21 protein-coding genes are annotated in these 18,401 nt (G+C 72.6%); 5 read left to right on the forward strand and 16 right to left on the reverse strand.

Annotated features, from left to right (window positions below; all coding sequences use genetic code 11):
* Positions 1–122: 122 nt before the first annotated feature.
* On the forward strand, positions 123–2,894 hold the full coding sequence (locus ACIQWX_RS21850; RefSeq protein ID WP_400873787.1) for a P-loop NTPase fold protein: 2,772 nt from the start codon (positions 123–125) through the stop codon (positions 2,892–2,894).
* Here the strand turns inward: ACIQWX_RS21850 and ACIQWX_RS21855 are convergent.
* Both ACIQWX_RS21855 and ACIQWX_RS21860 read right to left on the reverse strand, forming a co-directional pair.
* Positions 2,867–4,066, reverse strand: a complete 1,200-nt coding sequence (locus tag ACIQWX_RS21855) for an RNA polymerase sigma factor (protein ID WP_400873790.1) — start codon at positions 4,064–4,066, stop codon at positions 2,867–2,869. The genes ACIQWX_RS21850 and ACIQWX_RS21855 overlap by 28 nt on opposite strands.
* Positions 4,063–4,407: a YciI family protein gene (locus ACIQWX_RS21860; protein WP_400873793.1), complete on the reverse strand. Its 345-nt coding sequence runs from the start codon at positions 4,405–4,407 to the stop codon at positions 4,063–4,065. Before ACIQWX_RS21860 ends, ACIQWX_RS21855 begins: the two co-directional genes overlap by 4 nt.
* Positions 4,408–4,497: 90 nt before the next feature.
* Here ACIQWX_RS21860 and ACIQWX_RS21865 point away from each other — a divergent pair, with 90 nt between their 5' ends.
* Complete coding sequence (locus ACIQWX_RS21865; protein ID WP_400873796.1) at positions 4,498–5,529, forward strand: tyrosine-type recombinase/integrase; 1,032 nt, start codon at positions 4,498–4,500, stop codon at positions 5,527–5,529.
* A 1-nt stretch (position 5,530) separates the two neighbouring features.
* Here the strand turns inward: ACIQWX_RS21865 and ACIQWX_RS21870 are convergent, their stop codons facing one another.
* Positions 5,531–5,692: a hypothetical protein gene (locus ACIQWX_RS21870; RefSeq protein WP_167379534.1), complete on the reverse strand. Its 162-nt coding sequence runs from the start codon at positions 5,690–5,692 to the stop codon at positions 5,531–5,533.
* A 25-nt stretch (positions 5,693–5,717) separates the two neighbouring features.
* Between ACIQWX_RS21870 and ACIQWX_RS21875 the strand changes: the two genes are divergently transcribed.
* Positions 5,718–6,227 carry a CGNR zinc finger domain-containing protein gene (locus tag ACIQWX_RS21875; RefSeq protein WP_400873800.1) on the forward strand — a complete coding sequence of 170 codons (510 nt, stop codon included), beginning with the start codon at positions 5,718–5,720 and terminating at the stop codon, positions 6,225–6,227.
* Here the strand turns inward: ACIQWX_RS21875 and ACIQWX_RS21880 are convergent.
* A complete protein-coding gene (locus ACIQWX_RS21880) occupies positions 6,217–6,870 on the reverse strand; it encodes a class I SAM-dependent methyltransferase (RefSeq protein ID WP_400873803.1) in 654 nt (217 codons plus the stop codon). The two genes, ACIQWX_RS21875 and ACIQWX_RS21880, sit on opposite strands and share 11 nt — an antisense overlap.
* Before the next feature lie 90 nt (positions 6,871–6,960).
* Here ACIQWX_RS21880 and ACIQWX_RS21885 point away from each other — a divergent pair, with 90 nt between their 5' ends.
* Positions 6,961–7,737 carry an SGNH/GDSL hydrolase family protein gene (locus ACIQWX_RS21885; RefSeq protein ID WP_400873806.1) on the forward strand — a complete coding sequence of 259 codons (777 nt, stop codon included), beginning with the start codon at positions 6,961–6,963 and terminating at the stop codon, positions 7,735–7,737.
* On the opposite strand, the gene ACIQWX_RS21890 is transcribed toward ACIQWX_RS21885, so the two are convergent.
* From ACIQWX_RS21890 to ACIQWX_RS21915, 6 genes are all read right to left on the reverse strand, one after another.
* Entirely contained in the window at positions 7,717–8,325 is a 609-nt protein-coding gene (locus ACIQWX_RS21890; protein ID WP_400873810.1) for a TetR/AcrR family transcriptional regulator, read from the reverse strand. The two genes, ACIQWX_RS21885 and ACIQWX_RS21890, sit on opposite strands and share 21 nt — an antisense overlap.
* Positions 8,306–8,782, reverse strand: a complete 477-nt coding sequence (locus ACIQWX_RS21895; protein ID WP_400873812.1) for an SRPBCC domain-containing protein — start codon at positions 8,780–8,782, stop codon at positions 8,306–8,308. The genes ACIQWX_RS21890 and ACIQWX_RS21895 overlap by 20 nt, the downstream gene beginning before the upstream one ends.
* A complete protein-coding gene (locus ACIQWX_RS21900; protein WP_400873814.1) occupies positions 8,779–9,096 on the reverse strand; it encodes a metalloregulator ArsR/SmtB family transcription factor in 318 nt (105 codons plus the stop codon). Before ACIQWX_RS21900 ends, ACIQWX_RS21895 begins: the two co-directional genes overlap by 4 nt.
* Positions 9,096–9,482, reverse strand: a complete 387-nt coding sequence (locus ACIQWX_RS21905; protein WP_400873817.1) for a VOC family protein — start codon at positions 9,480–9,482, stop codon at positions 9,096–9,098. The genes ACIQWX_RS21900 and ACIQWX_RS21905 overlap by 1 nt, the downstream gene beginning before the upstream one ends.
* Before the next feature lie 26 nt (positions 9,483–9,508).
* Positions 9,509–11,032, reverse strand: a complete 1,524-nt coding sequence (locus ACIQWX_RS21910) for an FAD-dependent monooxygenase (RefSeq protein ID WP_400873820.1) — start codon at positions 11,030–11,032, stop codon at positions 9,509–9,511.
* 72 nt (positions 11,033–11,104) lie between these two features.
* Positions 11,105–11,722 (reverse strand): TetR family transcriptional regulator, encoded by a 618-nt coding sequence (locus tag ACIQWX_RS21915; RefSeq protein WP_400873823.1) that lies wholly within the window; start codon positions 11,720–11,722, stop codon positions 11,105–11,107.
* A gap of 164 nt (positions 11,723–11,886) precedes the next feature.
* Here ACIQWX_RS21915 and ACIQWX_RS21920 point away from each other — a divergent pair, with 164 nt between their 5' ends.
* The gene (locus tag ACIQWX_RS21920) at positions 11,887–13,221 is read left to right on the forward strand and encodes an MFS transporter (protein WP_400873826.1); all 1,335 of its coding nucleotides are present in this window, start codon (positions 11,887–11,889) and stop codon (positions 13,219–13,221) included.
* 186 nt (positions 13,222–13,407) lie between these two features.
* On the opposite strand, the gene ACIQWX_RS21925 is transcribed toward ACIQWX_RS21920, so the two are convergent.
* From ACIQWX_RS21925 to ACIQWX_RS21950, 6 genes are all read right to left on the reverse strand, one after another.
* Entirely contained in the window at positions 13,408–14,766 is a 1,359-nt protein-coding gene (locus ACIQWX_RS21925; protein WP_400875854.1) for an SPFH domain-containing protein, read from the reverse strand.
* Positions 14,767–14,857: 91 nt separating this feature from the next.
* Positions 14,858–15,346 carry an SPFH domain-containing protein gene (locus ACIQWX_RS21930; protein ID WP_400873829.1) on the reverse strand — a complete coding sequence of 163 codons (489 nt, stop codon included), beginning with the start codon at positions 15,344–15,346 and terminating at the stop codon, positions 14,858–14,860.
* Positions 15,343–15,777 carry an NfeD family protein gene (locus ACIQWX_RS21935; protein WP_400873832.1) on the reverse strand — a complete coding sequence of 145 codons (435 nt, stop codon included), beginning with the start codon at positions 15,775–15,777 and terminating at the stop codon, positions 15,343–15,345. Before ACIQWX_RS21935 ends, ACIQWX_RS21930 begins: the two co-directional genes overlap by 4 nt.
* A gap of 84 nt (positions 15,778–15,861) precedes the next feature.
* Positions 15,862–16,677 carry a DUF3097 domain-containing protein gene (locus ACIQWX_RS21940; protein ID WP_400873835.1) on the reverse strand — a complete coding sequence of 272 codons (816 nt, stop codon included), beginning with the start codon at positions 16,675–16,677 and terminating at the stop codon, positions 15,862–15,864.
* A 51-nt stretch (positions 16,678–16,728) separates the two neighbouring features.
* Complete coding sequence (locus ACIQWX_RS21945) at positions 16,729–17,613, reverse strand: aminoglycoside phosphotransferase family protein (RefSeq protein WP_400873837.1); 885 nt, start codon at positions 17,611–17,613, stop codon at positions 16,729–16,731.
* Positions 17,598–18,401, reverse strand: coding sequence for an SCO1664 family protein (locus ACIQWX_RS21950; protein WP_400873840.1), 804 nt, complete (start codon positions 18,399–18,401; stop codon positions 17,598–17,600). The genes ACIQWX_RS21945 and ACIQWX_RS21950 overlap by 16 nt, the downstream gene beginning before the upstream one ends.

The following is an 18,401-nucleotide window of genomic DNA, read 5'->3' on the forward strand; positions in this document are numbered from 1 at the left end:
AAAAATAATTAGCGGTGTAGCTGGGTTTGGATAAGGTCACATATCCCAACTCAGATGAGCCGATCGAGCGGAAGCCGGATCTGGTAGTAACGAAGGCCCCGTTCCCGACGAGTCAGGAACCGATGAGCGCACAGGAGTTCGGCGACGACGTGGTTCCGCTCCAGACGATCGACGGCGTCTCCTACGCCGTCGCGCTGACCGAACAACCGTGGGATCTCCCGGTCGACGCGCTGGCGATCTCCGTGGGCGCCGGCTACGGCGGCGTCGGCGACGCGATGCAGGAGCAGTTCCCCGGCGCCGGCTGGCAGCGGGTCGACCTCGACTCGATCACCCCCGCCAACCCCGCGGTGCTGGACCTGAGTGCGCACAGCGGCGGCCGGCGGCTGCGCCTGGCCGTCCTCGCCACACCCCACGACAAGGACAAGCGCAACATCCCGACAGCGGCCGCGATCACGGCGGCGACGACCGCGGCCATCGCCGCGGCGGTCGACGCGGGCGCGACGGCCATCGCCGTGCCGCTGTTCGCCACCGGGCGCCTCGGGCTGGCGCCGTCGCTCGCCGCCTTTCCGGTCATCCGCGGCGCGCTGGACCACAAAGCCGGCGTCCGGCAGGTCATCTTCTTCTCCGACTACAGCGCCAACCTCGACGCGCTCCGCAAAGAGTGGGCCGCCGGCGTCCCGGGAGCCGCGGCCTTCCCCGCACCCGGCACCATCGCGCCCGAACCGGCCCCGGTCCCCCGCGTCCCGGTGTTCTCCGACAGCCAGCTCGCCGGCGGCGTCGCCCGCGACCTGGTCGACCCGAACGAAAGCATCACGCTGGCCGAGGACCAGCTCGGCGTGGCCCCGTACGTCTCCATGCTGGCCACCGTCATCGCCGCGAAGGACACGCCGCTGCCGTTGTCGATCGGGGTCTTCGGCGAGTGGGGCTCCGGCAAGAGCTTCTTCATGGGCATGCTGCGCGGCCAGGTCAAAGCCTTGGAGGGCACGCCCGGCCACTGCGTGAAGATCGCCCAGGTCGGGTTCAACGCCTGGCACTACGCCGACGCGAACCTCTGGGCCAGCCTCGGCGACGAGATCTTCCGCCAGCTCGCCGAGCCCGCCCGTCGCCCCGGCGAACCGGACGAAGAACACCAGGCCCGGCTGCGCGAAGGCGCCCGGTTGCGCGAGCAGCTGGCCGCCGAGCTGGAGCAGCGCAAGCAGCTGACCGCGGTGACCGAGCGCGCGCAGGCCGAAGCCGCCGCGCTGAAGCACCGGATCGGCGAAGCCGAACGCGACCGCAAGGTGCGGGCCGGCGACCTGCTACGCGCCCTGCGCAAGTCACGCGCCTTCCACGACGAGTACGACGGGCTGTGGCGCAAGCTCGGCGTCGGCGACCTGGCCGACCAGGGCAAGCTCCTGGCCGACGAGATGCGCGGCGCGCACGGCGAAACCGAGGCGCTGGCCCGGATCGCCCGCTACCGCCACGGCCGGGCCGCGCTGGTCGCCGCCGCCGTCGTGCTGCTGGTGGGCGCGGCGGTCACGGCCTTCGTGCCGGACGTCAAGGCGTGGCTGACCGGCGTCGGCGTCGTGTTCGCCGGGCTCGTCTCGGCCGGGCTCGCGTTGGTGGGGGCCGCCCGCGCCGGGTTGCGCCGGCTGCGGGTGCTCGCCGAGGACCTGCGCGGCGGCCTGGACGAAGGCGCCCAGCCGGAACTGCTCGCACTGCGCAAGGCCGACGCCGACCAGCAGATCGCCGAACAACAGCTGGCGGAGGTCGTCACCCGGATCGGGGAGCTGGGCCGCCAGCTCACCGAACTGACCCCGGGCCGGCGGCTGTACGCCTTCCTCGCCGAGCGGTCCCGCGGCGAGGACTACCGGGGCAACCTCGGCCTGATCTCCACCATCCGCAAGGACTTCGAAAAGCTCGTCGCGCTGATGACGGCGCCGGTGGCCGACGGCGAGGACGGCACCCGCCCGCTGGACCGGATCGTGCTCTACATCGACGACCTCGACCGGTGCAGCCCGCAGCAGGTCGTCGACGTGCTGCAGGCGGTGCACCTGCTGCTCGCGTTCGACTTGTTCGTGGTGGTCGTCGGGGTCGACCCGCGGTGGCTGCTGCGCTCGCTGAGCACGCACTACGACCGGCTGATCGAGGCCGACGCCGTCGTGCGCGCGGACGGCTGGCACGTCACGCCCGAGGACTACCTGGAGAAGATCCTCAACATCCCGCTGGTGCTGCCGCGGATGCCGGCGGGCAGCCTGCAGCGGCTGCTGTGGTCGATGGCCGAAACCCCGGCCGCCGCCCCCGATGAGCCACGGCAGGCCGAGCCGGCGCACGACACCGGGACCGGCGTCGTCGCCCCGGCAGAGACACCGGCCATGCCGGTCGAACCCGGTTCGCAGGTGGCCGCGCAGCTGGATCCGGGACGCCCCACCGAAATTCCGCGGCCGCTGACCGATCCGGAGATCGCCCTGCTGTCCAAACTGGACCGGCTGGTCGACACACCCCGGGACGCGAAGCGCCTGATCAACCTCTACCGCATGCTCCGGGCCACCCGCGACCTCTCCGACGCCTCGACGTTCCTCGGCGGCGAGTACGAGGCGGTGGTCGTGCTGCTGGGCACGTGCACCGCGCACGGCCGCCTGCTGGGCCGCTTCGCCGACGCGCTGCTGCGGGCGACGCCGGAGACGCCGTGGAGCGACTTCGTCGGACGGCTGCGGCCGGTGGAGCGGGACGAACGCTGGATCAGCGAGGCCGTGGGCCGGATCCCCGCGGACGAGGCGGCCCAGTGGGAGCACCTGCACGGCAGCCTGACCGAACTCACCACCGCCGTCACGCTGCCGGACGTCCGCGTCTTCCAGACCTGGGTGCCCCGGGTCCGCCGGTTCTCCTACGTGCTGTCACCCGGGACCCGCTGACGCTTGCGTTCCAGCAGGGCCCGTTCGGCGGAGTTGCCGGTCAGCTCGATCGCCTCGGTGTACGCCGTGACCGCTTCGTCGTGACGGCCCAGCCGGTCCAGGAGATCCGCCCGGATCGCGTGGAACAAGGGGAACCGCGCCAGCTCCAGCCCGTCGACCAGGGCCAATGCGGCTTCGGGGCCGTCGACCTCGGCGACCGCCACCGCCCGGTTCACCGCGACCACCGGTGTCGGCGTGAGGGCCAGCAGCTGGTCGTACAACGCCTTGACCTGGGACCAGTCGGTCGGCGCGTCGCTGTGGACGGCCTGGATCGCCGCCTGGACCTGGTACGGGCCCGGCTGGTTGCGGCGCAGGCACCGGCGGACGATGCCCTGGCCTTCGGCGATCAGGTCCGCGTCCCAGCGCGACCGGTCCTGATCGGCCAGCAGCACCACCTCACCGTTCGCGGTCGTGCGCGACGCGCGGCGGGCGTCGATCAGCAGCATCAGCGCGAGCAGACCCCAGACCTCGGGCTCGTCGGGCATCAGGCCGGCCAGGACCCGGGCGAGGCGGATCGCCTCGCGGCACAGGTCGTCGCGGACGAGGTCGTCGCCCGCACTCGGCGTGTAGCCCTCGTTGAAGATCAGGTACAGCACGGCGAGCACCGCCGACAGCCGCGCGGGCAGGTCGGCGTCCTGCGGGACGCGGTACGGGATGCCCGCGTCGCGGATCTTGTTCTTCGCCCGCACGATCCGCTGGGCCATCGTGGGCTCGGCGACCAGGAACGCGCCGGCGATCTCGGCGGTGGTCAGGCCGCCGAGCAGCCGCAGCGTCAGCGCGACCTGGGTGGGGCGGGCGAGGGCGGGGTGGCAGCAGGTGAAGATCAGCCGGAGCCGGTCGTCGGGCACGGCGCCCTCCTCCACGGGCTCTCGTTCGGCGTGCAGCAGCGCCGCTTGGGCGTGCTTGTCCGCACCGGCGGCTTCGCGGCGCAGCCGGTCGATCGCGCGGTTGCGGGCGGTGGTGATGATCCAGCCGGCCGGGCTGGGTGGGACGCCGGCTTCCGGCCACCGCCGGACGGCCTCGGTGAACGCGTCCTGCACGGCCTCTTCGGCGGTGTCGATGTTCCCGAACACGCGCACCAGCACCGAGACGGCGCGGCCGTACTCCGCGGCGAAGACCTCCTCGACGGTCATCCGGCGAACGGCCGCACCTCGACCGGCAGCGGCGCGACGGCGTCGGCGAGCCGGCTGCCCCAGGCGAGCGCGGCGTCGAGGTCGGGTGCGGTGATGATGGTGAAGCCGCCGAGGTGTTCCTTGCCTTCGGCGAAGGGGCCGTCGGTGATGAGGGTGTCGCCGTCGTCGGCGCGCAGCACGGTGGCCGTGGACGGCGGGTGCAGCCCGCCGGCGAACACCCAGGCCCCGGCCGCTTTGAGGTCGGCGTTGAGGGCGTCGAGCTTCTTGACCACGCCGTCGAGGACTTCGGGTGGCGGGGTCGGCCCGTCGGGCTGGTAGATGCTGAGCAGGTACTGCTTCACATCGGCTCCTTTCGCGGTCTTGCCCTTCATACGAACGCCGCGCGGCCGGATCGACAACGTCCGCGAAGAATGATCCCGTAACCTCGGCGCGTGCCCGAGCTGGAACCGGTGACCGCTGCCCTGAGTCCGCAGGACCGGCTCGCCCTGCTCGACGAGGCCGCCGCGCGGCACGTCGACGAGCAGCGGCCGCCCAACACGCTCAAGGCCTACGCCCAGGACTGGCAGGTCTGGCAGGACTACACCGCCGAGGCCGGGATCCCGCCGCTGTCGGCGTCGATCGGCGCGCTCACCGGGTTCGTCGTGTGGCTCGAACGCGGCCGGACGCTGCGGCCGGCCGAACGCGCCGTGCCCGAGGTGCCGGAGCGGGCTGACCCGGCGGCGCCGTCGACGATCGAACGGCGGCTCACCGGTGCGCTCGCCGGGCTGCGTCACCACAAGGTCGTCGTCGACCCCGAAGCGAGCCGCGCCGCGTGGCGGGCGCTGAAGGGCTACCGGCAGCGGCTGGCCCGCGAGGGCGTCCAGCGCGGCCGCGGCAAGGCCACCATGGTCACCCTCACCGACCTGCGCGCGATGTCGCGGGCCTGCCCGGACACCCTGGCCGGTGCCCGCGACCGGGCGATGCTGCTGATCGGGTTCCCGATCGCCGCCCGGTGCTCCGACCTGGCGAACCTGCTGGTCACCGACGTCGAGCCGGTCGACGACCGCGGACTGGCGGTGACCGTGCGGCACGGCAAGAGCACCGGCGACATGGTCGTCCCGCGGCGCGACAGCCCCGACACCGACCCGGTGCGGGCGTGGCATGCGTGGCGCTCGGGTGCCGGGATCACCGAGGGGCCCGCGTTCCGCCGCGTCGACCGGCACGGCAACGTCGGCGAGCCGGCGCTGAGCACCACCGGTGTCAACCAGATCCTCACCCGGGTGGGCGTCCGCGCGGGCCTGCCGTACCCGGTGACCGGGCACTCGCTGCGGTCCGGGTTCGCCACCGAGGCGCGCCGGGCCGGGGCCGACGACCTCGCGATCGCCGACCAGGGCCGCTGGGTGCGCGGCAGCCGCGCGCTGTACGAGTACATCCGCCGCGTCGACCAGTGGAACGACAACGCCGCGGGCGCGCTCGACCTGTGAGTCACGGCGTCCGCGTGGCGCCGACGACCTCGCCGTCGAGGCGGGCGAGCCAGCTGCCGCAGACGCAGCGCACGTAGTCGAGCCGGTGGGTGGCGGGCCGGGCCGCGGTCGCCGGCAGTTCGGCGAGCGGCCAGCCGCAGCGGGGGCAACGGTTTCCGTCCATGTCCCGATCGTGCTGTAATGGCTTTGTGCACTTCAACCCTTACGGCGGCCCGGCCGCGCTCGTGGCCGCCGACCTGGTGAACGCGGGATCGGCGAGCGAGCTGCTGGACGGGATGGTCCGCAACGGCATGTCCATCCCAGCGCTGACCGACGAGGAGGCGACGCGGATCGCGACGTGGGCAGGCCGGCTGCGGCCGGTGTTCGCCGCGGCCCCCTCGGCGCGGCCGGAGCTGGTCAACGAGCTGCTCGCGGAGGCGGCGTGCCGCCCGTACATCGCAACCCACGACGGCAAGCCGCCGCACCTGCACTACTCGGCGTCGGACGCCGGTCCGGTGGGCCGCGTCCGCGCGTACACCGCGGGCGGGCTGGCGCATTTGGTGTGCGAGGCCCCGGACCGCCTGGGGATCTGCGGCCGCGAGGGCTGCGGGACGGCGTACGTCGACACGTCCCGCAACGGCCGACGGCGGTTTTGCTCGACCCGCTGCGCGACCCGGGTGCACGTCGCCGACCACCGGGCCCGCCAGGTCACCGCCTGACGGCTCGCCAGCCCAGGACGGTCGGCGTGGGTGCGCCGCCCTCGGCGAACCGCTCGAACACCAGCCCCGCCTCGAGGACGGCGTGGAGCAGGTCGGGCAGCGGCCGGTGGGTGGCGCCGACCTTGTCCCGCAGGCCGCGGTCGGTCCAGGACGCCGTGGTCCAGCCGGACTCCCGGTAGCCGGGCCGGATGACGACGGCCCGCTCGTCGGACCGGTCGGCGAACCCGCCGCAGAAGCACGGGTGCACTCCGATGTGGACGAACACCCCGCCGGGCGCCAGCACGCGTGCCACCTCGCGCAGCGCCGCCGGGTAGGCGGGCAGGTCGGTGTGCACCATGATCGCGACGGCGGCGGGCAGCGAACCGGTGGCCACCGGCAGGGCGGTGGCGTCGCTTCGCACCACGGGCAACCTCGCCGCGGCGTGGCGCAGCATGCCCGCCGAGATGTCGGCGCCGAGCGGCGTCCGGCCGAGCTCCCGGAGCCGGCCGGCGTGGGCGCCCGTGCCGCAGCCCAGCTCGAGGCACGGCCCGGAGCCCACTCCGAGGAGGTCCCGCAGCAACGGGCCGATCTCCAGGGGATCGTCGCGTTGGCCGGAGAGGAACGTCGTCTCGTACCAGTCGGCGATCGCGTCGTAGGCCGTCATCCTTCCGCTGTACCGGCCGCTGCCGGCGGTGCGCCAGGCATTCCGCCCCGGGCGGAAACCCCGCCATGCGCACCCCCTTAGACTGCGGACATGAGCAAGCGCTTAGTGGCCATGGGGGACTCGTTCACCGAAGGCGTCGGGGACGACGACCCGGCCGCCCCGAACGGGGTGCGCGGCTGGGCCGACCGCGTCGCCGAACAGCTCGCCGGTCGCGAGCCCGGCTTTCGGTACGCCAACCTCGCCATCCGCGGGAAGCTGCTGCCGCAGATCCTCGGCGAACAGCTCGAACCGGGGCTCGCCATGGCACCGGACCTCGTCACCCTCTACGCCGGCGGCAACGACCTCATGCGGCCGAAGGTCGACATCGACGCGCTCATGGCCGACTACGAGACCGCCGTCGCGCGGATCCGGGCGACCGGGGCCGAGCTCGTGCTGTTCACCGGGGTCGACGGGGTCGAGGACGCGCTGTTCCGCAAGATGCGCGGGCGGGTGGCGATCTACAACGAGTTCGTCCGCGCCATCGCCACGCGCCACGGCGCGCACCTGGTGGACATGTGGGCCATGCGGCAGCTGCGCGACCGGCGGTACTGGGCACCCGACCGCCTGCACCTCAACGCCTACGGCCACACCGAGGTCGCCATCGAAGTCCTGGCGGCCCTGGGCATCGAACACCCGCTGACCGGCACCGAACTGGGCCCGCGCGAGGTGCTCAGCCCGGCCGCCCGCCGCAGCCAGAACCTGCAGTGGGCCCGCGAGCACGCGCTGCCGTGGGTGCGCCGCCGGCTGCGCGGGGAGTCCTCCGGGGACACGCTCACCGCGAAGCGCCCGACGCTCGCGCCGGTGGACTCAGCGCCGCTCCCCCGCTAACGGGCGGAGACCGTCAAAGAGGATCGTCACGGCCCGGTCGCGCAACCGCGCGTCCGGGCCCGCGTACTCGGCGGCCTTCGCGACGCCGATGATGATCGTGATCAGCTCGCCGGGAACCAGGTCCTCGCGGACCGCGCCCGCGGCCTGCGCCCGGGACAGCAGCACGCCGAGCGCGCCGAGCAGCCGGCCGCCGATCTCGGACTTCGCCTTCGGCAGAGTGATCCCGGCCGCGGTGAGCGCCTCGAAGTAGGCGTTCTTCGCGCTGGACATCTCGATCCAGCCGCCGAGGAACGTGAAGAACGCCGCACCCGGGTCGGCGGAGTCGGCCGCCACGACGGCTTCGGCCTCGTCGGCGAAGCGGTGCAGGCGCGCGACCAGCACGGCCTCGAGGAGGGCTTCCTTCGTCGGGAAGTGCCGGAACACCGTGCCGATGCCGACGCCGGCCGCGCGGGCGACCTCTTCGGTGGGTGCCCCGGTGCCCTTGGCGGCGAACACGCTCTCGGCCGCTTCCAGCACGCGCGCCCGGTTGCGCCGGGCGTCGGCGCGCAGCGGTTTCGACTCGGTGGGCTCAGCGGCGGCGGGGGTCACTCCTCGATCGTAACGGGGCGTCGTCGTCGAGGGTGTCCAGCAACCGGGCCAGTGCCCGCGGCACGTGGGACCGCCAGCCGCCGCCCATGATGCGCCGGGAGACCCGCTGGAACTCGTCGTCGGGGTCGAAGCCTTCGTGGGTGAGGAACAGCCGGGTGCCGGCGCCCTCCGGCTCCAGCCGCCAGGTGACCGTCCACTGCGGACCCCAGCGGATGCTGAGCTTGCGCTCGGGCTCGACCTCCAGGACCTCGCACGCCACCGGGCCGCCGGCGAACCCGGCCGCGGGCACCGGCTCGGCCAGCAGCCGGAACCGGTGTCCCACCACGGGTTTGATGTCGTTGGGCATGTTGATCCAGCGCTCCAGCAGGTCCGGCTCGGTGAGCGCGCGCCAGACCTTGCGGGCCGGGTGGGCGAGGAACTGGTCGACGTGGATCGCGGTCGGGTCGTCGTCGGTCACAGGTCCTCCTCGTCGAGCAGGTCACGCAGGTTGGCGAGCTTGCTGCGCCAGAACCGCTCGTACGGCGTGAGCCAGTCGGCGACTTCTTCGAGCGGGGCCGCGTCCAGCCGGTAGACGCGGTTGCGGCCCTGGCGCTGCTCGCTGACCAGGCCGGCCTCCCGAAGCACCCGGAGGTGTTCCGAGAGGCTGGGCCGGGCCATGGCGAAGCGCTCGGCGATCGCGCCGGCGGGCATCGGGCCGTCCAGCAACAGCCGCAGGACCTCTCGCCGCGCCGGGCTGGCCAGCGCGGCGAAGACGTCGTCGTTGACCGGCATCAGTTCGGGACGTTGCCGAAGTCCGACGGCTGCAGCAGGCCGAGGACGTGCCCGTCCAGGTCCCGGAAGGACGTCGCCCGCCCCCACGGCTGCTCCCGCGGCTCGGCGACCTCGACGCCGGCGGCCCGCAACGCGGCGACGTCGGCGTCGAGGTCGGTGGTCTGCAGCTGGAAGTGCCGCGGGCCGGGTGCCACGCCGGTGACCTGCTGGTCGGTCAGGACCACGCCCGTCTTCGAACCTTTGGGGGCGACCATCACGAACCGGCCTCCCTCGGGCGTGCGGCGGTCGACGAGCGCTTCGAAGCCGAGCTTGCCGACGTAGAAGTCGCGCGCGCGGGCGTGGTCGGCGACGGGCAGGGTCAGGAACTGCACGTGGGTGATCGTCATGACGCCGACATGACGTAGGACATCTCCTACATGTCAACGGGCGTGCCGAACCACCGTTCGAGGGCCGTCCGCAGCGCCTTGCGCTCGGTGTCGTCGGGTTCGGCCGAGCTCGACGCCCAGGCGACGTAGCCGTCGGGCCGGATCAGCAACGCGGTCGCGTCCGCCTCCGCCCGGCCGGTGACGAGGTCGACGCGCTCGGTCCAGCCGCGCAGCTCCTCGCCGAGCGAGCCGGTGAAGTCCAGCAGCAGCGGCCGGGCGGTCCGCGTCAGCTCGGCCAGCCGGGTGCGGTCGGCCAGGACCAGGTCCGGGGCCCACCGGCCGTCGAGCGGGTGGGCGGTGCCCGGTTCGTAGCGGACGTCGGCGCCGGACATCAGGTCGGCGACGTGCTGGACGGTGCCCGGCAGCCGCAGCAGTTCGCCGAACAGCTCCCGCAGCGCCGTGACGTCCCGGCCGGGCGCGATCAGCGCGGACTGGGCCTGGGTGTGCATGACGACGCGCTCGGCGACCGGGCGGCGTTCGCCCTCGTAGGTGTCGAGCAGGCCGGCGGGCGCCCAGCCGTGCAGCTCGGCGGCGAGCTTCCAGCCGAGGCCGACGGCGTCCTGCAGGCCGAGGTTCAGTCCGGGGCCGCCGATCGCGGAGTGGACGTGCGCGGCGTCGCCGACCAGCAGGACGCGGCCCTCGCGGAACCGGTCGGCCAGCCGGGTGTTGCGCCCGCGCAGCCGCCGCAGCAGGTGCGGCCCGTCGCCTTGCGGCGGTCCGATCGGCAACGCGAAGCCGAGCACGCGCTCGATGCTCGCGCGCTGGTCGTCGAGCGTCATCGGGGGCTCGTCGGCGGGCTCCTCCTCGTCGGTCCACTCCATCGTCGTGACGAGCGGCCCGGTGGGGAACGGCGCGTAGACGAAGAGGCCGGTTTCGGTGCGGTAGTGGAAGAACGGCGGGATCACGCCGTGGCCCGGCACGGTCAGGCCGCCGGAGGCGGTGTCGACGAACTCGGCGGGAACGGTCGCGTTCGCCGTGATGGACAGGGTGCGGTCCTCGGTGACGCCGGGGAACCCGATGCCGGCGAGCTTGCGGGTGATGCTGCGCCCGCCGTCGGCGCCGACGAGGTACCGGGTGGTGAGCCGGCCCGGCCCAGCCGGCCCGGTGAAGTCGATCGTGACGACGTCGGCGTCCTGGACCAGGCCGGTGACCTCGTGGCCCCGGCGGATCTCGACACCGAGCTCGGCGGCGCGTTCGGTGAGCATTGCCGCCACGCGCCGCTGGGGCACGCCGAGGATGTGCAGCGAGTTGTGCTCGGGCAGCGTCAGGTCCAGGCGCATCGCCCCGAAGACGAACGCGGGGGCGGGCGGGCCGATCGGGCCGGCGAGGCGCTCGTGCAGGCCGCGGCGGTCGAGCAGCCGCACGACCTGGCCGACCAGTCCGTTGGCGCGGTTCTCCTCGGTCGGCTCGGGCAGCCGTTCCAGCACGAGCGGGCGGATGCCGGCGAGGGCGAGTTCGCAGGCGAGCATCAGGCCGTTGGGCCCGGCACCCGCGATGACGACGTCTTCCATGGCGGAACTCCTTGCGGTGAAAGGGCATGACGAAGAAACCCGGCGACCCTGCCGGGCGTGCAGCGGCGCGGATCAGCGCGGTTCGGGCAGGCCGGCGGCGAGCCGGCCGAAGACGTCCCGCAGGAGCTCTTCCATCGACTGCGGCGCGTCGGCGATGAGCCACTGCTGCGTGACGGTGGTGAGAGCGGCCCCGACGACACCCGCGACGAGCCGCGGGTAGACGTCGGTGGCCGCGTCGGTACCGGTGCGTTCGGCGACGACGAGCGCGATCTCGGTCTCGGCCGCCGCGCCGGCTTTCTGGAACTCGCCCTGCAGTGCGGGTTCCGCGACCATCAGCCGCAGGCCTTCGACCCACGACTGCTCCGGCGGCCGCCCTTCGGTCACCGGCTCGCCGAGCGCGAAGCCGGCCAACGCGGCTTCGGTGATGGCCGTCCAGATGGGTTCGCCGTCGGGACGCTGCCGCAGCGCCTCGGCGATCGCGCGGGCCCGGTCGTGGTGGCGGGCGACGATGGCTTCGCCCTTGCTGCCGAAGTAGTTGCTGAACGTCCGGGTGGAAACCCCGGCCTCGGCGGCGATGTCTTCGATCCGGACGTTGTCGAAGCCGCGTTCCACCGTGAGCCGGATGGCCGCCCAGCTCAGCGCGATGCGCGTCTCCTGCTTCTTGCGCTCACGCAGACCCTTGGCGTCCATGGGTTCCACCGTAGCGGAACTTGCCGAATCTGCAAAGTTGCCGATTCGGCAAGGCACCCGCCGGCTGTTCATCACCGACCGGACGAGATACCGGTCATCGATCGCCGAAACCGTCGACGGGCGTCACACTGTTGTGTGACATCAGTCACCGGAGGTGTTGCGAGATGGTCCTTGGCGACAACGGCGTCACTCACAAGGTGGAATCGAACAACAAGGTGCAGGTACGGCGTGCGGCGCTGGCGAGCGCGATCGGCACGACCATCGAGTGGTACGACTTCTTCCTCTACAACACCGCGGCGGCGCTGGTCTTCCCGCACCTGTTCTTCCCCGCGTCGAGTGCCTACGCGGGCGCCATGCAGTCCTTCGCGACCTACGCGGTCGGGTTCGCCGCCCGGCCGGTCGGCGCCGCGATCTTCGGGCACTGGGGCGACCGGATCGGCCGCAAGGCCACGCTGATCATCACGCTGCTGCTGATGGGCATCTCCTCCGGCATCGTCGGGATGCTGCCCGGGACCTCGGCGATCGGGTTCGCCGCGCCGCTGATCCTCGTGCTGCTGCGGCTGGTCCAGGGCATCGCCATCGGCGGTGAGTGGAGCGGGTCGGTCCTGCTCGCGATGGAGTGGGGCGACCAGCGCAAACGCGGGCTGCTGGGCAGTTTCGCGCAGATCGGCGTGCCGGTCGGGCTGGTGCTCGGCACCGGCGGCATGACGCTGCTGTCGGCGACCCTCTCCCCCGCCGCGTTCGACTCGTGGGGCTGGCGGATCCCGTTCCTGCTCAGCCTGGTGCTCGTCGCGGTCGGCCTGGTCATCCGGCTGAAGATCCTCGAGACGCCGATGTTCGCCAAGCTGATCGAGAACCGGCAGACCGCGCGGACACCGGTGCTCGACGCGATCCGGCACCACTGGCGCGAAATCCTGCTCTCGGCCGGCGTGCGCTTCAGCGAGCAGATGCCGTTCTACCTGTTCACCAGCTACGTGCTGATCTACGTCGTGTCGCGGCACGAGTTCAGCAAGACGTTCGTGCTCAACGCGGTCCTCGTCGGCGCCGCCTGCGAGCTGGCGCTGATCCCGTTCTTCTCGAACCTGTCCGACCGCATCGGCCGCAAGCGGGTGTACCTGGCGGGTGCGGTGTTCACCGCCGTGATCGCGTTCCCGTACTTCACGATCCTGGCGCACGGCAACCACGCGCTGGTGTTCGTGGCGGTGGTGGTGTCGTTCATCCCGCACGCGCTGCAGTACGGGCCGCAGGCGGCGCTGATCGGCGAGAGCTTCCCGACGCACCTGCGCTACGGCGGCGCGGGGCTGGGCTACCAGCTGGCGTCGGTGTTCGCGGGCGGCCCGGCGCCGCTGCTGGCGACGTGGCTGCTGCACCAGACCGGGACGCCGTACTCGATCTCGGGCTACATCGTCCTGTCCGCCGTGGTCACGGTGCTGTGCGTGATCTTCCTGAAGGACCGCTCGAAGGCCGACATCGACGACGTCACCGTCTACCAGCGCTGATCGCACCCTGTTGGCCACCGGCCAGCGCCCCAATGTGGCCTTGGTTGCGTCTGACGCACCCAATGTGGCCTTCGGTGCGTCTGACGCACCGAAGGCCACATTGGGGCGCTTTGCGGAGGGGCGCTGATCGCGCGAAAAGGGCCCGTCCACCGGAACTCGGTGGACGGGCCCTTTCTCACGGACGCGTCAGCGGCGCGGGCCGCCGCCGAACGGGGGCTGCTGCGGGAACGGGCCGCTGCCCGGGTTCTGCGGGCCGCCGAACTGGCCCGGCGGCGGGGACTGCGGCGGCTGGCCCTGGTACTGGCCGCCCTGGGGCGGCGGTCCGGCCGGCTGCTGCGGCTGCGGGAGCGGCTGGCCGCTCTGCGGCGTGGGCGGGTTCTGCAGCGGCTGCGGCTGCTGCGGGGCCGGCGCGACCTCGGTGCCGCGCTCCTCGTCCACCTCCGGCTCGGGCTGCTGCTGCTGGACCGGGCGCGGGATCGACGGCCGCGGGGGCGGGGACGACGGCGCCCCGAGGGCCGGGACCTCCTGGCGTGCCACGGCTTCCGCGGCCGCGACGGCTTCGGCGACCTTCGGGTCGCTCTTCGTCTCGAACCAGCTGGCGACCTCTTCGTCCTCGACGTCGACCTTGTCCGGCACGCTGTCGTCCTGCGGCGGCTCGTAGCGGAACACGCCGTCGTCGCCGGGGGCGCCGAGCGCGCGGGCGAAGCCTTCGAGGGCCTTGCCGTAGTCGCTCGGGATCATCCAGACCTTGTTCGCGTCGCCCTGCGCCATCTGCGGCAGCGTCTGCAGGTACTGGTAGGCCAGCACCTCCGGCGTCGGGCGGCCGGCCTTGATCGCGGCGAACACCTTCTCGATCGCCTTCGCCTGGCCCTGCGCCTGCAGGTACCGCGCGGCGCGCTCACCCTGGGCCCGCAGGATGCGGGACTGCCGCTCGGCCTCGGCCGCGAGGATCGTGGCCTGGCGGGCACCTTCGGCCGAGAGGATCTGGCTCTGCTTCTGGCCTTCCGCGGTCTTGATCGCCGACTCCCGCTGGCCTTCCGCGGTGAGGATCATGGCGCGCTTCTCGCGGTCGGCGCGCATCTGCTTCTCCATCGAGTCCTGGATGGAGGGCGGCGGGTCGATCGCCTTGAGCTCGACGCGGCCGACGCGGATGCCCCAGCGGCCGGTCGCCTCGTCGAGGACGCCGCGCAGCTGCGTGTTGATCGAGTCGCGCGAGGTCAGGGTCTGCTCGAGGCTCATGCCACCGACCACGTTGCGCAGCGTGGTGGTGGTCAGCTGCTCGACACCGACGATGTAGTTGGAGATCTCGTACACCGCGGCGCGGGAGTCGGTCACCTGGAAGTACACGACGGTGTCGATCGACACCGTCAGGTTGTCCTCGGTGATGACCGGCTGTGGTGGGAACGAAACGACCTGCTCACGCAGGTCGATCCGCGCCCGGACCTTGTCCAGGAACGGAACCAGGAAGGTCAGGCCCGGTGACGCCACCGTGCGGAACCGGCCCAGCCGCTCGATCACGGCCGACTGCGCCTGCGGCACGACCATGATCGCCTTGGCTACCGTGATGATCACGAACAGGGCCAGTAGCACGACCACGATGATCGCTACTGTGCTGGTCAAGAGATCTTCCCCTTACCTAGTACCATTCTTGCGCGGTTGACGGTGGTCCGGGCGCCGCGGGCGGGCTCACCTCGAGCTTGAGCTCCTTCGCGGCGATGCCCCAGCGGCCGGTCGTGTCGTGCAGGACCGTCCACACTGTACGGTGCAGTTCCCCCGGCGCGGTGACGGCGCGCTCGCCGGTGGTCAGGCTCGCTTCCTGCCGCAACGCGGTGGTGGTCAGCTGTTCGATCGCGAACGCCGGGTTGCCGATTTCGTAGGTCGCCAGGCGCGCGTCGGTGACGGCGAAGACGACTTCGAAGCCGATGAGGACTTCGCGGCCGTCGCCGGCTTCGATGGCGCGTGGCGGCGCCGAGAGGATCTGGTCGCCGAGGTCGACGCGGGCGCGGACCCGGTCGGCGAACGGCACGACGAAGTGGCGGCCGGGGCCGAGCACGGTGCGGAAGCGCCCACCGCGTTCGATCACCGCGGCCCGGCCTTCGGGAACGGTGACGAGACCGAGGCTCACGGCTCGGCCGACACGACGGCGGTGGCGCCGGAGATCTCGACGACGGTGACGGACGTGCCGGGCTCGATCGGCGCGCTGTGCTCGGACAGGCTGCGGGCGGACCAGACGTCGCCGGCCAGCTTCACCTGCCCGGCCTCGTAGTCCACTGTGGACACGACGACCGCGCGGGCGCCGATCAGGGCCTCGACGCCGGTGCGGTGCCCGCTGCCGGCGAGGAAGCGGCGCTTGAGCGCGGGCCGGACCAGCACGAGCATGCCGACCGAGGCGACGGCGAACACGGCGACGTCGATGAAGACGTTCCCGGTGAGCACGTCGGCTCCGGCACCGAACAGCGCGCCGACCCCCAGCATGATCAGCACGAAGTCGCCGGAGAGGACTTCCGCGATCATCAAGGCGATGCCGACGACCAACCAGACCACTGCCCATGCCATGGCTTCATGCTCTCAGATCGCGCCGGTCCGCACCGGCGCAGTGACGGGACGTGACCTTCGCGTGACCTTGGACAATTCGGACATTCAGCCCTCTTCCGCCGGTTCGGTGACGAAGTCGATGAGCCGTTCCACGGCCCCGATGAGCGGGGTCTCGAGGTCGCGGAAACTGCTCACTCCGCTCAGGACACGTTGCCAGCCCTCGAAAGGTTGCCCCCAGCCGAGCGCGTCGCAGATCCCCTGCTTCCACTCGGTGCCGCGCGGGATCTTCGGCCACGCCTCGATCCCGACGGCGGCGGGCCGGACGGCTTCCCAGACGTCGATGTAGGGGTGCCCGGTGACCAGCACGTTCTCGTCGTGGACGGCCTCGACGAGCCGCGACTCCTTGCTGCCGGGCACGAGGTGGTCGACGAGCACACCCAGGCGGCGGCCGGGGCCGGTGCCGAACTCGGCGATCCGGTCGGCCAGGACGTCGACACCGTCGAGGGGCTCCACGACGACGCCTTCGACGCGCAGGTCGTGGCCCCAGACGCGTTCGACGAGCTCGGCGTCGTGCTTGCCTTCCACCCAGATGCGCGAGTCGCGGGCGACGCGGGCCTTGAGGCCTTCGACGCGGACCGAGCCGGACGCCGAAACCTGCCGGGCGGGCGCCTTCGCCGGGGCCCGGTACGGCACCAGCGTGACCGGTTTGCCTTCGAGCAGGAACCCGGCGGGCGCGAGCGGGAAGACGCGGTGGCGGCCATTGGCGTCCTCGAGCACGACGTTGCCGTACTCGATCTTCACCACCGCGCCGCAGTAGCCGCTGGCCGGGTCCTCGACGACCAGGCCGGGTTCGGCCGGGACTTCGGGCACCTTCTTGCGGCGCGGGCCGGCGAGCACGTCGTCATACGAGTGGGAGCGCACGACCAGGCAACCTAGTGGTCATCAGCACCCGGACGGGTCATGCCACGCCGGTCAGCGCGCCATCTCCAGCAGGGCATCGGTGAACGGCGTGTGCTCGCCACGGCGCAACGGCGCGTGGGCGGCCAGCGGAGCCAGGGCAGCGCACCACGCGAGAGCGCGGGTGACGTCGAGGCCGGGCAGGTGCGGGCGGAGTGCCTCGATGCCGTCCTCGAGCGTGCCGCCGGCCGCCAGCGGCAGGTAGAGCCAGTCGGCGAGGTCGAAGGCCGGGTCGCCGACGCTCGGGCGCGGGTCGATCGCGACCACGCCCCGAGGCCCGGCGTCGAGGACGTTGCCCGGGTGCAGATCGCCGTGCACGACCGCGACCGGGCCGTCCGAGGCCAGGGCGAGTGCCCGGCTCCGGGCGCGCGCGAGGACTTCAGGGGTCAGGTGCGGCTCGGCCGGTGAGCCAGGGACGGTGCGCTCGGTGATGTCGTACATGAAGGTCACGCGCTCGGTCAGCGGTGGCAGGCCGGGCGGGGGCGCGACGCTGTGCAGCTCGGTGAGCAGCGCGCCGATCTCCGGCCACGGGACCTCCCGGCCGCGCAGTTCGGTGCCGGGGACCAGGCCTTCGAGCAGGATGGCGCCGGCGTCGAGGTCGGCGTCGAGGACCTGGACCGCGTGGGAGCACCCCGCCCACGCCCGCAACCCGGCGCACTCGAGCTGGGCGACCTCGGGGTCCGGAGTGAGCTTCAAGACCTGCGGGTCGCCGCCGGGGCCGGTGCACAGCAGCGTGCGGCCGGTGTTGCCGGGCCGGGTCTCGCGGACTTCGAGCCCCCACTGCGCGGTGAGGCGCGCGACGAGGTCCGGGAGCGCGTCGCACCAGGGTTCGGCCAGTTCGGCACCGAAGCGCCTGACCAGCCGCGCGCGGGCGGCGGAGTCGATCAGAACAGCGGCCACGGGATGGCGCGCCAGTCGTCGCCGGGTTCGGGGAAGATGCCCTCGGCGAGCAGCAGGTCGGTGCGCTCGGCCACGGCCCGGACCTCGAACTTGGTGATGTGTTCGGACAGGGTCTTGCCGAGGACGCCGTCGAGCTCCGAGCGCAGCTTGCGCAGCTTCTCGACGGTGTCCGGCGGCACCGGCTCGCCGATCCAGCCCCACAGGACCGTCCGCAGCTTCGGGTCGGTGTGCAGGCAGATGCCGTGGTCGACGCCGTAGACGCGGCCGTCGACGCCGGGCAGCAGGTGCCCGCCCTTGCGGTCGGTGTTGTTGACGACGATGTCGAGCACGGCGAGGTCGCGGAGCCCGGCGTGGTCGGCGTGGGCCAGCACCGCGGGCTCGCCGAGCCGGTCGTGGGCGTGCAGCACCGGGCGCCAGCCGTCGGGGACCTCGTCGGGCGGGAGGACTTCGACGAGGTCGTCCTCGGTGGTCTCGATCCACAGCTGGACCATGCCGGGGCCGAACGGGCCGTCGCGCAGCACGGTCGGCGGGATCGCGCCGAGGCCGGCGGTGTCGCTGATGATGGCGGTCGCGACCTCGCGCCCGGCCAGGGTGCCGTCGGGGAAGTCCCACAGCGGCCGCTCCCCCGACACCGGCTTGTACACGACCCGGCCGGTGACGCCGTCGAGCTCGATGGCGCAGAAGAGCGTGACGTTGGAGGCGTCGACCAGCCGGCCTTCGACGTCGATGCGGCCGTGGGTGACCAGCTCGCGCGACGCGGGGTCGGCCGGATCGGGGGTCGTGGCCAT

Source organism: Amycolatopsis sp. NPDC098790, from assembly GCF_044759945.1.
Lineage (GTDB): Bacteria > Actinomycetota > Actinomycetes > Mycobacteriales > Pseudonocardiaceae > Amycolatopsis.

Excerpts from the sequence above, each read along its gene's own strand:
- ACIQWX_RS21910 (WP_400873820.1), bottom strand. The coding sequence starts at position 11,032 with ATGGAAGACGTCGTCATCGCGGGTGCCGGGCCCAACGGCCTGATGCTC.
- ACIQWX_RS21850 (WP_400873787.1), top strand. The coding sequence starts at position 123 with ATGAGCGCACAGGAGTTCGGCGACGACGTGGTTCCGCTCCAGACGATC.
- ACIQWX_RS21905 (WP_400873817.1), bottom strand. The coding sequence starts at position 9,482 with ATGACGATCACCCACGTGCAGTTCCTGACCCTGCCCGTCGCCGACCAC.
- ACIQWX_RS21900 (WP_400873814.1), bottom strand. The coding sequence starts at position 9,096 with ATGCCGGTCAACGACGACGTCTTCGCCGCGCTGGCCAGCCCGGCGCGG.
- ACIQWX_RS21870 (WP_167379534.1), bottom strand. The coding sequence starts at position 5,692 with ATGGACGGAAACCGTTGCCCCCGCTGCGGCTGGCCGCTCGCCGAACTG.
- ACIQWX_RS21915 (WP_400873823.1), bottom strand. The coding sequence starts at position 11,722 with ATGGACGCCAAGGGTCTGCGTGAGCGCAAGAAGCAGGAGACGCGCATC.
- ACIQWX_RS21855 (WP_400873790.1), bottom strand. The coding sequence starts at position 4,066 with ATGACCGTCGAGGAGGTCTTCGCCGCGGAGTACGGCCGCGCCGTCTCG.
- ACIQWX_RS21885 (WP_400873806.1), top strand. The coding sequence starts at position 6,961 with ATGAGCAAGCGCTTAGTGGCCATGGGGGACTCGTTCACCGAAGGCGTC.
- ACIQWX_RS21935 (WP_400873832.1), bottom strand. The coding sequence starts at position 15,777 with ATGGCATGGGCAGTGGTCTGGTTGGTCGTCGGCATCGCCTTGATGATC.
- ACIQWX_RS21880 (WP_400873803.1), bottom strand. The coding sequence starts at position 6,870 with ATGACGGCCTACGACGCGATCGCCGACTGGTACGAGACGACGTTCCTC.
- ACIQWX_RS21950 (WP_400873840.1), bottom strand. The coding sequence starts at position 18,401 with ATGGCCACGACCCCCGATCCGGCCGACCCCGCGTCGCGCGAGCTGGTC.
- ACIQWX_RS21920 (WP_400873826.1), top strand. The coding sequence starts at position 11,887 with ATGGTCCTTGGCGACAACGGCGTCACTCACAAGGTGGAATCGAACAAC.
- ACIQWX_RS21925 (WP_400875854.1), bottom strand. The coding sequence starts at position 14,766 with ATGGTCGTGCCGCAGGCGCAGTCGGCCGTGATCGAGCGGCTGGGCCGG.